We start from the raw sequence: 10,635 nt of genomic DNA, 5'->3' as shown, positions 1-10,635 counted from the left end.
GGCGAGCGCTGCCCGATCGTCGACACCTTCTGGCAGACCGAGACCGGCGGCCACGTGATCACGCCGCTGCCGGGCGCCACGCCGCTGGTGCCGGGTTCGTGCACCTTGCCGCTGCCGGGCATCATGGCCGCGATCGTGGACGAGACCGGCAAGGACCTGCCCAACGGCGCGGGCGGCATGCTGGTGATCAAGCGGCCCTGGCCCTCGATGATCCGCACCATCTGGAACGACCCCGAGCGCTTCAAGAAGAGCTATTTCCCCGAGGAGATGGGCGGCACGATCTACCTGGCGGGCGATGGCGCCGTGCAGTCCGCTGGCGGACCCTCCGGGTCCGGTGCCGACCGCGGCTACTTCCGCATCACGGGCCGCATCGACGACGTGCTCAACGTGTCGGGCCACCGGCTGGGCACGATGGAGATCGAATCGGCGCTGGTGTCCAAGACCGATCTCGTGGCCGAGGCCGCGGTGGTGGGGCGCCCGGACGACCTGACGGGCGAGGCGATCTGCGCCTTCGTGGTGCTCAAGCGTGCGCGCCCGACCGGCGAGGAGGCGAAACAGATCGCCACCGAGTTGCGCAACTGGGTGGCCAAGGAGATCGGGCCGATCGCCAAGCCCAAGGACATCCGCTTCGGCGACAACCTGCCGAAGACGCGCAGCGGCAAGATCATGCGGCGGCTGCTGCGCAGCATCGCCAAGGGCGAGGCGATCACGCAGGACACGTCCACGCTCGAGAACCCGGCGATCCTCGATCAGTTGTCGCAGACGAACTGAGCGACGCGGCATTCCTGCTGTAGGACAGGGGCGTCTGTGCCGGGCCAAGGGCCGTGCAGGCCCCTTCGCTGAGGTAAAACCGCTGGCACCACCGCGCGCCTCGAAGCGCGCGGGTTCCCAACGTGTTCGATCTTTCCGAAGGAGGCCCCCATGGGCGTGAGATCCGCTTTCCTGTTCGTCATCGTGCTGCTGATCGCGGCACTGGCCGCGCTCAACTGGGGCACGCTGTCCACGCCCACCGACGTGTGGCTGGGCTTCATGACCGTCTCGGCGCCGCTGGGCCTGATCATGCTGGGGCTCACCGTGGTGCTGGCGGCCTTCTTCCTGGTCTACGTGCTGTACCTGCACAGCTCGGTGCTGCTCGACACCAAGCGCCATACCAAGGAGATGCAGGTGCAGCGCGACCTGGCCGACAAGGCCGAGGCATCGCGCTTCACCGAACTGCGCAACTTCCTGCAGGCGCAGGAGAACCAGCACATGGCGCAGAACGCCGACCGCCAGACGGCGCTGTTGGCGCGCATCGACCAGCTCGAGGCTGCGGTGCGGCTGCGTTCGGACCAGTCCGACAACACGCTGGCCGCGCACATTGGCCAGCTCGAGGACCGGATCGAGCGCCGGCCTTCGCTGCCCGTGGACATCGAGCCACGGATCTGAGGACGCGTCTTCTTATTTCGTCGACAGGATCCAGGCAGCGAGCTTCTTCGCATCGGCTTCGCTGACCTGGTTGTTGGCCGGCATCGGCACCGGGCCCCACACGCCCGAACCGCCCTTGATGATCTTGCCGGCCAGCATGTCGGCCGCGCCCGCGTTGTCCTTGTACTTGGCCGCCACGTCCTTGAACGAGGGGCCGAGCACTTTGCGCTCGACCGCATGACAGCTCATGCAGTTCTTCGAGGTGGCCAGCGCCAGGTCGGCGAAGGCGGGGGCTGCCAGGCCGAGGGCCAGGGTCGCGAACAGCAGGGCTCTTTTCATGGGGATCGGATTCTCTGTTTATGTAAGGGCTGAGTTACATTCGACGGCTCAACGCGATGATTGTAGGGAGCGCCGACCACCGGCGTGCGACCGCATCGCGCGACACGACCCGAAGGGATTCGCGATGTGGTTTCTGGTGTTGGGCATCCTGGGCGTGGCCCTCAAATACTTCGAAGTCGGCCCGGTCGCCACCTGGAGCTGGTGGATCGTGCTGATTCCCTTCGCGCTCGCCATGGCCTGGTGGGCCTGGGCCGATGCCTCGGGCTACACCAAGCGCAAGGTGGTCGAGCGCGAGGATGCGCGTCGCCAGGCGCGCATCGACCGGCAGAAGACCAACATGGGCCTGAAGACCGGCAGCGGATCGCGCCCACGCCGCTGACTCCTCTGCGCTGACGGGCCCGCCGTGGTCCGCATGTGAAACTCTTCCGACGCGCCGCATGCATCGCGGCGCTTCACCGGGGAGGATCGAAATGACCACACGCATGCCGTCGAGCGGGCTCGCGCCCGTGCTGCGGATCGCCATGGGCTTGCTGATCGTGCTGGCCATGGGCGCGGCCGGCTGGCTGCATCGCTCGCCATGGATCGTGCTGCTGGCGACGCCGCTGTTCACCGTGCTCTATGCGCTCGGCAAATGGAATGCCTGGACCTTGGCCTGGCGGCTCGGCGGTGCGAAGCGGATCGTGCTGTCGGCGCTCGTGACGCTGCCGATCCAGGCGGTGCTCGCGGGCGTGTTCTACCTGCTCGGGCTGGGGCTGAGCATGCTGCTGGCGCCGGTCGCGACTATCGCCGCGTTCTCGACGTCGGACGTTCAATGGGCCGCGGCGCTGTTCGTCGTGGCGGTCGCCGTGAGCGCGGCGATCATCCGGCTCGAGTCGAAGGCATCGCTCGCGGCGCCCGAGCCGATGGTCGGCACGCCATCGCCTGCACCGGAAGCCGAGCTCGAACTCGACATCGACCCAACGCCGCTGAATCACGACACCTTCTTCGAGTCCCCCGGCTACTGGCGCAAGAACGCCGCGCGCGAAGCGCTCGCGCAGCGCGGCACGCCGGTCGAGAAGCCGCCGTTCGCCGCCAGCGAAGCCATGCTCACGGCCACCGAGGCGCGGTTGGGCTTTCGCCTGCCCGACACGCTGCGCCGGCTCTATGGCCGGATGAACGGCGGCTACGTGGGCTGGCTCTACGTGCCGCTCAAGCGCGATGCCGGCCCGTTCTACGATGACTGGCGCGGCGCTTTCTCGATCGACTACTCGAGCCTCGCGGCCGTGGAGAAGCTGCGCACCGTGGCCGAGCACTACGAAGACTTCACGCACGAGCCCGAGGACGTGCCGGCCGGCGCCGACAAGCTGGTGGTGCTGCAGGCCCGCTATGGCGACATGACCCTGCTCGACTACACGCGGGGACCGCAGGCGCGGGTGCTGATCGCGGACTTCGACCGCCAGCCCGGCGTGGAGCCGGTCGACATCGCCTTCGAGAACTTCGACGATTTCCTCGCGGCGCTGCGGCGCGTGCGCCCGGAGCGGGGCGTGGCGCGAACGGTCGCGCGCGATCTGGGCCCGCCGCTGGGCGAGGCACCGGAGCAATGGCGTGCCTCGATGTTCTGGGGCGAGGCTCAGCCTCATTTCTTCCATCTCAACGCGGCGCAGCGCAAGGACGGTTCCGAGCCGCAACTGACGGCCGACGATGCGCTGGTCGCGCAGACAGAGGCGCGGCTGGGCCTGTGCCTACCGGGCGCGCTCGTGGCGCTGTGGCGCGTGAAGAATGGCGGCGGCGTCTCGTGCCGCTGGGTCGACATCGCCGACGGCGAAGGCCAGCCGTACAGCGAGGCCCTGCGCTACCTGATGCCGATGGAATACCTCGCGACGCTGGCCGAGCTGTCGGACCGCATCGTGTTCCCGCCGGGCGAAACGCCGTGGAAGCAAGGCTTCGACGCGCCGCAGCGCCTCGTGGTGCTCGAGGCCGACCACGGCAGGGTGGTCATGCTCGACTATCGCGACAGCGGCGCACAGGCCCCGGCCGTGCTGGTCGTGGACGACCTGGACCGCGGTCCGCCGCGCGAACTGCTGCGTTTCGAGAGCGTCGACGCACTGTTGTCGCGCCTGCGCCCGAAGTCCATCGGCTACGAGGACGTGGCGAAACCGTGGCAGCCGCCGGCCGCCACGGCCTGAACGCCGGGCTTCAGAACTTGTCGAGCACCGCGCCCGAGCTCGCGCTCGAGGCGTTGAACGCGAACTTGGCCTGCACGCCGCGCGTGTAGCGCGGGGCCGGTGCCTTCCAGCCTTCGCGGCGCTTGGCGATCTCGGCCTCGGGCACGTTGAGCTCGAGCTTGAGCGCATGCGCATCGATGGTGATCGAGTCGCCCTCGTTCACGAAGGCGATGGTGCCGCCGGCCGCCGCTTCGGGCGCCACGTGACCCACCACCATGCCCCAGGTGCCGCCCGAGAAGCGGCCGTCGGTGATCAGGCCCACGCTCTCGCCGAGGCCCGCGCCGATCAGCGCGCCGGTGGGTGCCAGCATCTCGGGCATGCCCGGGCCGCCCTTGGGGCCGAGGTAGCGCAGCACCATCACGTCGCCGGCCACGATCTTGCCGTCGAGGATGGCCTTGAGCGCCGACTGCTCGTCGTCGAACACGCGCGCCGGGCCGGTGATGACCGGGTTCTTGAGGCCGGTGATCTTGGCGACCGCGCCTTCGGGCGACAGGTTGCCCTTGAGGATGGCCAGGTGGCCTTCGTCGTACATCGGCTTGTCGATCGGGCGGATCACGTCCTGGTCAGCGCGCGGCACGTCGGGCACGTCCTTGAGCACTTCGGCAATCGTCTGGCCGCTGATGGTGACGCAGTCGCCGTGCAGCAGGCCGGCGTTGAGCAGCACCTTCATGACCTGCGGAATGCCGCCGGCCTGGTGCAGGTCGACCGCGAGGTACTTGCCCGAGGGCTTCAGGTCGCAGATCACCGGCACCTTCTTGCGCATGCGCTCGAAGTCGTCGATGGTCCATTCCACCTCGGCCGCGTGCGCGATCGCGAGGAAGTGCAGCACCGCGTTGGTCGAGCCGCCCGTGGCCATGATCACGGCCACCGCGTTCTCGATCGCCTTCTTGGTCACGATGTCGCGCGGCTTCAGGTCCTTCTTGATCGCCTCGATCAGCACCTTGGCCGATTCCTTGGCCGAGTTGGCCTTCTCGTCGTGCGGGTTCGCCATGGTCGACGAGTAGGGCAGCGAGATGCCGAGGGCCTCGAAGGCGCTCGACATGGTGTTGGCCGTGTACATGCCGCCGCAGGAGCCGGTGCCGGGGATGGCGCGCTTCTCGATCTCGTGCAGGTCCTCGTCGCTCATGTTGCCGGCGGCGTTCTGGCCCACGGCCTCGAACACGCTGACGATGTTGAGGTCCTGGCCCTTGTAGCGGCCCGGCAGGATGGTGCCGCCGTAGACGTAGATGGCGGGCACGTTGGCGCGCAGCATGCCCATCAGGCCGCCGGGCATGTTCTTGTCGCAGCCGCCGACCACCAGCACGCCGTCCATCCACTGGCCGCCGACGCAGGTCTCGATGCAGTCGGAGATCACCTCGCGGCTCACCAGCGAGTACTTCATGCCTTCGGTGCCCATGGCCATGCCGTCGGAGATGGTCGGGGTGCCGAACACCTGCGCGTTGCCGCCGGCTTCCTCGATGCCCGCGATGGCCGCGTCGGCCAGCTTCTGCAGGCCCGAGTTGCAGGGCGTGATGGTGCTGTGGCCGTTGGCGACGCCGACCATCGGCTTCTTGAAGTCGCCTTCCTCGTAGCCCATCGCGTAGAACATCGAGCGGTTGGGCGCGCGGCTCTTGCCTTCGACGATGTTGGCGCTGCGGCGATTGATCTGGATTGGCTTGGTGTCCATGGTGGGTGTCTCTTCGATCGTGGGGAGGGAAAACCGGGGAGCGCCAAGTATCGGACTTCTGATTGATTGCTTCCAATCCATTTTGAGAGGCCGATTGATATGCTTGGCATATGAATGAAAGCCTGATCGACCTGCGGGCCTGGCGCCAGTTCGTGGCCGTGGCCGAGGAACTGCATTTCGGCCGCGCCGCGCAGCGCCTGCACATGACCCAGCCGCCGGTCACGCAGGCCATCGCCCAGCTCGAGAAGACCCTGGGCGTGGTGCTGTTCGACCGCACGCGGCGCCGGGTGGCGCTCACGCCGGCCGGCGAGGCGCTGCTGCCCGACGTGCGCGAGCTGTTGGCGCGGGCCCAGGCCCTGCCGGCGCGCGCCCGCGCGGCCGCGGCCGGGCAGGTGGGGCGGGTGCGCATCGCCTTCGTCTCGACCGTGGGCTTCGAGCAGTTGCCCGACTGGGTGCGCGAGTTCCGCGTGCTCTGTCCCGAGGTGGCGCTCGAGCTGGTCGAGGCCACGGGCGACGTGCAGCTCGAGGCCTTCGCGCGCGGCGAGATCGATGCCGGCCTGATGCTGCATTCGCCGGGCGCCGCGCCGCCGGGGCTGGCGCGGCTGGCGGTGTCGCAGGAGCCGCTGGTGCTGGCGCTGCCGCAGCGGCATGCGCTCGCGAGCGCCGAGAAGCTGCCGCTGGCCGAGGTGCTGGCCGAGCCGCTGGTGATCTTCCCGCGCCGCATCGTGCCTTCGCTGCACGACGCGGTCTTCGCGCTCTACCACGCGGCCGGGCGCGCGCCGCAACTGGCGCAGGAGGCGATCCAGATGCAGACCATCGTCAACCTGGTCTCGGGCGGCATCGGCGTGGCCTGGGTGCCCGAGAGCGTCACGCAGTTCCGCCGCGCGGGCGTGGTCTACCGTGGCGCCGACGAGTTCGCGCCCGCGGGCCGGCGCCGCGCGGTGCCGGTGCTGCCGCGTTGCGAAACCAGCCTGGTGTGGCCGGCCGAGGCCGCCAACCCGGCGCTCGAGCGCTTCATCGCGTTCGTGCAGGAGCGCCAGCCGGCGGCCGCGCGCGGCGCGAAATAGCGGCGGGAGCGGGCGGCGGTCCGTCGAGGGCCGAGGCCAGCAGCGTCTCGAGCCAGCCCGCGAAGGCCTGCATGCGCCGCGACAGGTTGCGCCGGTGCGGATACACCAGGTGCACCGGCAGCGGCTCGGCGCGTGCATCGGGCATCAGCTCGACCAGCTCGCCGGCCGCGAGCTGCGTGCGCACGTCGTACAGCGGGATCTGGATCAGCCCCAGGCCCGCGAGCGCGCAGGCGATGTAGGTCTCGGCGTTGTTGGCCGTCACCTGGCTGCGCATGCGCAGCGAGGCGGTCTCGCCGTCGCGCTGCCATTCCCAGGGCGCCGCGCGGCCGCTGGTCGGCGAGGCGTAGTTCACCGCCAGGTGCTGCGGCAGCTCGGCCGGCGTGCGCGGCGTGCCGTGCCGCGCGAGGTAGGCCGGGCTCGCGCAGTTGACCAGCGTGAAGTGCCCGAGCGGCCGCGCCACCAGGCTGCTGCTGGCCAGCGGCCCCACGCGCAGCGCGCAGTCCACGCCCTCGTGCACCAGGTCGACCGCGCGGTCGCTCGAGCCGAGCTCGAGCTCGAGCGCTGGATAGCGCGCGAAGAAGTCCGGCAGCGCGGGCGCGATCAGCAGCCGCGCGATGCGGCTGGGCACGTCGACCTTGAGCCGCCCGCCCACGCTGCCGTGCGTGGGCAGGAACTGCTGCTCGAGGTCGTCCATGTCGGCCACCAGCGCGCGGGCGCGCTCGAGCAGCACCTCGCCGTCGGGCGTGAGGCCCACGCGCCGCGTGGTGCGGTGGAGCAGCCGCGAGCCCAGCCGCGCCTCGAGCTGCTGCACCGCGGTGGAGATGGTGGCGCGCGGCAGGCCGAGGCGGTCGGCCGCGCGCGTGAAGCTGCCGGATTCGGCCACGCGCAGGAAGACCTGGAGGAGGTCGATGCGGTCCATGAGAAGGGTCCGGGTGTAGCGCGAGGCGGCCGATTGTTCGGAGATTTCCAAACAGTCTAGCCTCGAATTGCCTATTTATCGGCCGTCTGGCGATCAATACACTGCGCCTCGTGTCACACATCAATGGCTTTCAACCCAGGAGATTTCCATGTCCGCACGCACATTGAAGAACAAGGTCGCCGTCATCGCCGGCGGCGGCAAGAACCTCGGCGCGCTCGTCGCCGAACAGCTGGTCGACGGGGGCGTGCGCGGCGTCGCCATCCACTACAACAGCGACAGCTCGCGCGCCGATGCCGAGAAGACCGCCGCCGCCCTCAAGGCCAAGGGCGCCGACACCCTGCTGGTGCAGGGCGACCTCGCGGTGGTCGAGAACAACGTCAAGCTGTTCGACCAGGCCGTCAAGCAGTTCGGCCAGGTCGACATCGCGATCAACACCGCGGGCGTGGTCATCAAGAAGCCGATCCTCGACGTCACGGAAGCCGATTACGACAAGAGCTTCGACGCCAATGCCAAGGCCGCCTTCTTCTTCATCCAGCAGGCCGGCCGCACGCTGGCCGAGGGCGGCAGCATCGTCACGATCGTGAGTTCGCTGCTCGCGGCCTACACGCCGTTCTATGCGATCTACCCGGGCTCGAAGGCCGCGGTGGAGCACTACACGCGCGCCGCCTCCAAGGAGTTCGGCGACCGCGGCATCTCGGTCAACGCGATCGGCCCCGGCCCGATGGACACGCCCTTCTTCTACGGCCAGGAGAGCAAGGAGGCGGTGGACTATCACAGCAGCGCCGCCGCGCTCAGCAAGTTCTCGAAGAAGGGCCTGACCGACATCGAGGACATCGCGCCGATCGTGCGCTTCCTGGTCACCGAGGGCTGGTGGATCACCGGCCAGACCATCTTCGCCAACGGCGGCTACACCACGCGCTGACGCATCGCACCGGGCAAGCGATGCATACGCTCATCGTGATGGGCAGCGGCTTCGTGCTGCTGGCCCTTTTTCTGCTGGCCGGCCGCGTGCTGGGCGGCAGCGGCGACGCGGCCCTGAGCACGGCCGCGATGTGGTTCGTGCCGGCCTGGTTCATCGGCGCCGGCATCAACATGGCGGTGGGGGTGATCGAGGCCGGCTACAGCGTGGCCGAGGAGCTGCCGATCTTCCTGCTGGTGTTCGCCGTGCCGGCCGCGGTGGCCGGCCTGGTGTGTTGGAAATTCGGGCGCTGAGCGCCTGAGGGGGGTGGGGTGCCGGGCCGCGTGCCCGGATGCCCCCACGCCCCCGGCCGCGTCATGCGGCGCGGGCACAATCCGCGGATGCTCATGTATCCGCAGATCAATCCCATCGCCCTGCAGCTCGGGCCGATCGCCATCCACTGGTACGGCCTGACCTACCTGGCGGCCTTCGCGCTGTTCTATTTCCTCGGCACGCTGCGGCTGAAGCACGAGCCCTACCGCAGCCTCGTGGGTGCCGGGGCCTGGCAGCGCAAGGACATCGAGGACATCCTGTTCCTCGGCGTGGTCGGCGTCATCGTCGGCGGGCGGCTCGGCTACTGCCTGTTCTACCGGCCCGAGTTCTACCTGTTCAATCCGCTCGAGATCTTCAAGGTCTGGGAGGGCGGCATGAGCTTCCATGGCGGCATGCTCGGCGTGATCGCGGCCATGGTCTGGTTCGCGCGTTCGCGCGCGCGGCCGTTCTGGCAGGTGATGGACTTCGTCGCGCCCTGCGTGCCCACCGGCCTCGCGGCGGGGCGCGTGGGCAACTTCATCAACGGCGAACTCTGGGGCCGCTTCAGCAGCCCCGACCTGCCCTGGGGCATGGTGTTCCCGCAGAGCGGCTCGATGCTGCCGCGCCATCCCTCGCAGGTCTACCAGTTCCTGCTCGAGGGGCTGCTGCTGTTCGTGCTGCTGTGGCTCTACGCGCGCAAGCCGCGCAAGCAGGCCCAGGTGTCGGCCGCCTTCCTGGTCGGCTACGGCATCTTCCGTTTCATCGCCGAGTTCTTCCGCGAGCCCGACAAGATCTTTGCCCACCCGGGCAACGAGCTGGGCCTGCGCGCCCTCGACCTGAGCCAGGGCCAATGGCTCTGCGTGCCGATGATCCTGGGCGGCATCGCGCTGTGGGTCTGGGCCTCGCGCCGCGAGCAGGCCGTGCCGGTTTCGAGCAAGGCCTGACGCCGCACCGGGCGCCGGGGAGGGCGGGGCACCACCGTCCGGTCCCTCACCCGCTGCTCCCCCTGCGTGCCGCACTGCCGGCCACGCAACCTATCGTCTGACCAGGGTAAGTCCGGAGCCCCGCGTTTCGCGCGCGGCCCTTGCGCTGCTTCGCTTCCAGGCTCAGAATTACGCGTAATTACAGGAAATTACGCGTTCGAACCCGCCATGCGCCTGGTCCACAACTCCCTGCACGACGAAGTCGCCACCACGCTGCGCGAGCAGATCTTCGACGGCACCCTGGCGCCCGGCAGCTTCGTCGACGAGGTCGCGCTGTGCGAGCGGCTGTCGATCTCGCGCACGCCGCTGCGCGAGGCGCTCAAGGTGCTCACGGCCGAAGGCCTGCTGCGCCATGAGCCGCGCCGCGGCTGCTTCGTGCGCGAGGTGACCGAGCGCGACCTCGACGAGATCTTCCCGGTCATCGCGCTGCTCGAGGGCCGCTGCGCCTTCGAGGCGGCGCGCAACGCCAGCGATGCCGAGCTGCACGAGCTCGACGCCCTGCACGAGCGCTTGGTGCGCCACGCCAAGGCCAAGCGCATCAACGACTACTACGCCACCAACCACCTGATCCACGAGGCCATCATCCAGCTGGCCGACAACAAGTGGCTGGCCCAGGTGATCGGCGACCTGCGCAAGATCCTCAAGCTCGCGCGCCAGCAGCAGCTGCATGCGCCGGGGCGGCTCGAGCAGAGCCTGTCGGAGCATCTCGCGGTGTTCGCGGCGCTCAAGGCGCGCGACAGCGAAGGCGCCGACGCCGCGATGCGCACCCACATGACGCGCCAGCGCGAGGCGCTGCGCGAGGTGATGCGCAACCAGCAGAAATCGCGGGTCATGCCATGAAGC

General features: G+C 69.1%; 12 protein-coding genes. 9 read left to right on the top strand and 3 right to left on the bottom strand.

Annotated elements, in window-relative coordinates; all coding sequences use genetic code 11:
• Nucleotides 1-771 (top strand): AMP-binding enzyme (locus tag BM109_RS09770; RefSeq protein WP_143129132.1); only part of this gene is annotated, 771 nt, incomplete at its 5' end.
• A 150-nt stretch (nt 772-921) separates the two neighbouring features.
• Nucleotides 922-1,425: a Signal transduction histidine kinase gene (locus tag BM109_RS09765; RefSeq protein ID WP_093342395.1), complete on the top strand. Its 504-nt coding sequence runs from the start codon at nt 922-924 to the stop codon at nt 1,423-1,425.
• Between the two features lie 12 nt (nt 1,426-1,437).
• Here BM109_RS09765 and BM109_RS09760 read toward each other — a convergent pair whose 3' ends face one another.
• Nucleotides 1,438-1,743 (bottom strand): c-type cytochrome, encoded by a 306-nt coding sequence (locus BM109_RS09760; RefSeq protein ID WP_057594543.1) that lies wholly within the window; start codon nt 1,741-1,743, stop codon nt 1,438-1,440.
• 124 nt (nt 1,744-1,867) lie between these two features.
• On the opposite strand from BM109_RS09760, the gene BM109_RS09755 reads away from it, so the two are divergent.
• Nucleotides 1,868-2,122 carry a TIGR04438 family Trp-rich protein gene (locus BM109_RS09755; RefSeq protein ID WP_093342394.1) on the top strand — a complete coding sequence of 85 codons (255 nt, stop codon included), beginning with the start codon at nt 1,868-1,870 and terminating at the stop codon, nt 2,120-2,122.
• A gap of 91 nt (nt 2,123-2,213) precedes the next feature.
• Nucleotides 2,214-3,908: an SMI1/KNR4 family protein gene (locus BM109_RS09750; protein WP_093342392.1), complete on the top strand. Its 1,695-nt coding sequence runs from the start codon at nt 2,214-2,216 to the stop codon at nt 3,906-3,908.
• 10 nt (nt 3,909-3,918) lie between these two features.
• On the opposite strand, the gene ilvD is transcribed toward BM109_RS09750, so the two are convergent.
• Complete coding sequence (gene ilvD / locus BM109_RS09745) at nt 3,919-5,613, bottom strand: dihydroxy-acid dehydratase (RefSeq protein ID WP_093342391.1); 1,695 nt, start codon at nt 5,611-5,613, stop codon at nt 3,919-3,921.
• A gap of 110 nt (nt 5,614-5,723) precedes the next feature.
• Here ilvD and BM109_RS09740 point away from each other — a divergent pair, with 110 nt between their 5' ends.
• Complete coding sequence (locus BM109_RS09740) at nt 5,724-6,680, top strand: LysR family transcriptional regulator (RefSeq protein WP_093342389.1); 957 nt, start codon at nt 5,724-5,726, stop codon at nt 6,678-6,680.
• Here the strand turns inward: BM109_RS09740 and BM109_RS09735 are convergent.
• Nucleotides 6,628-7,599: a LysR family transcriptional regulator gene (locus tag BM109_RS09735; RefSeq protein ID WP_093342388.1), complete on the bottom strand. Its 972-nt coding sequence runs from the start codon at nt 7,597-7,599 to the stop codon at nt 6,628-6,630. The two genes, BM109_RS09740 and BM109_RS09735, sit on opposite strands and share 53 nt — an antisense overlap.
• Before the next feature lie 148 nt (nt 7,600-7,747).
• Here BM109_RS09735 and BM109_RS09730 point away from each other — a divergent pair, with 148 nt between their 5' ends.
• From BM109_RS09730 to BM109_RS09715, 4 genes are all read left to right on the top strand, one after another.
• On the top strand, nt 7,748-8,521 hold the full coding sequence (locus BM109_RS09730; protein ID WP_093342386.1) for an SDR family oxidoreductase: 774 nt from the start codon (nt 7,748-7,750) through the stop codon (nt 8,519-8,521).
• Nucleotides 8,522-8,541: 20 nt separating this feature from the next.
• Nucleotides 8,542-8,811 (top strand): hypothetical protein, encoded by a 270-nt coding sequence (locus BM109_RS09725; RefSeq protein ID WP_093342384.1) that lies wholly within the window; start codon nt 8,542-8,544, stop codon nt 8,809-8,811.
• A gap of 87 nt (nt 8,812-8,898) precedes the next feature.
• Nucleotides 8,899-9,753 carry a prolipoprotein diacylglyceryl transferase gene (lgt, locus tag BM109_RS09720; RefSeq protein WP_093342382.1) on the top strand — a complete coding sequence of 285 codons (855 nt, stop codon included), beginning with the start codon at nt 8,899-8,901 and terminating at the stop codon, nt 9,751-9,753.
• Nucleotides 9,754-9,960: 207 nt separating this feature from the next.
• A complete protein-coding gene (locus BM109_RS09715; RefSeq protein ID WP_093342380.1) occupies nt 9,961-10,632 on the top strand; it encodes a GntR family transcriptional regulator in 672 nt (223 codons plus the stop codon).
• The last annotated feature ends 3 nt before the right edge of the window (nt 10,633-10,635 follow it).

It is taken from the genome of Variovorax sp. PDC80, assembly GCF_900115375.1.
Classification (GTDB): domain Bacteria; phylum Pseudomonadota; class Gammaproteobacteria; order Burkholderiales; family Burkholderiaceae_C; genus Variovorax.
This window is presented reverse-complemented; position numbering and strand designations above follow the sequence as displayed.

What these genes read in the sequence shown, in the direction of transcription:
- BM109_RS09765 (WP_093342395.1), top strand. Translation starts at nt 922, where the DNA reads ATGGGCGTGAGATCCGCTTTCCTGTTCGTCATCGTGCTGCTGATCGCG.
- BM109_RS09760 (WP_057594543.1), bottom strand. Translation starts at nt 1,743, where the DNA reads ATGAAAAGAGCCCTGCTGTTCGCGACCCTGGCCCTCGGCCTGGCAGCC.
- BM109_RS09755 (WP_093342394.1), top strand. Translation starts at nt 1,868, where the DNA reads ATGTGGTTTCTGGTGTTGGGCATCCTGGGCGTGGCCCTCAAATACTTC.
- BM109_RS09750 (WP_093342392.1), top strand. Translation starts at nt 2,214, where the DNA reads ATGACCACACGCATGCCGTCGAGCGGGCTCGCGCCCGTGCTGCGGATC.
- ilvD (WP_093342391.1), bottom strand. Translation starts at nt 5,613, where the DNA reads ATGGACACCAAGCCAATCCAGATCAATCGCCGCAGCGCCAACATCGTC.
- BM109_RS09740 (WP_093342389.1), top strand. Translation starts at nt 5,724, where the DNA reads ATGAATGAAAGCCTGATCGACCTGCGGGCCTGGCGCCAGTTCGTGGCC.
- BM109_RS09735 (WP_093342388.1), bottom strand. Translation starts at nt 7,599, where the DNA reads ATGGACCGCATCGACCTCCTCCAGGTCTTCCTGCGCGTGGCCGAATCC.
- BM109_RS09730 (WP_093342386.1), top strand. Translation starts at nt 7,748, where the DNA reads ATGTCCGCACGCACATTGAAGAACAAGGTCGCCGTCATCGCCGGCGGC.
- BM109_RS09725 (WP_093342384.1), top strand. Translation starts at nt 8,542, where the DNA reads ATGCATACGCTCATCGTGATGGGCAGCGGCTTCGTGCTGCTGGCCCTT.
- lgt (WP_093342382.1), top strand. Translation starts at nt 8,899, where the DNA reads ATGCTCATGTATCCGCAGATCAATCCCATCGCCCTGCAGCTCGGGCCG.
- BM109_RS09715 (WP_093342380.1), top strand. Translation starts at nt 9,961, where the DNA reads ATGCGCCTGGTCCACAACTCCCTGCACGACGAAGTCGCCACCACGCTG.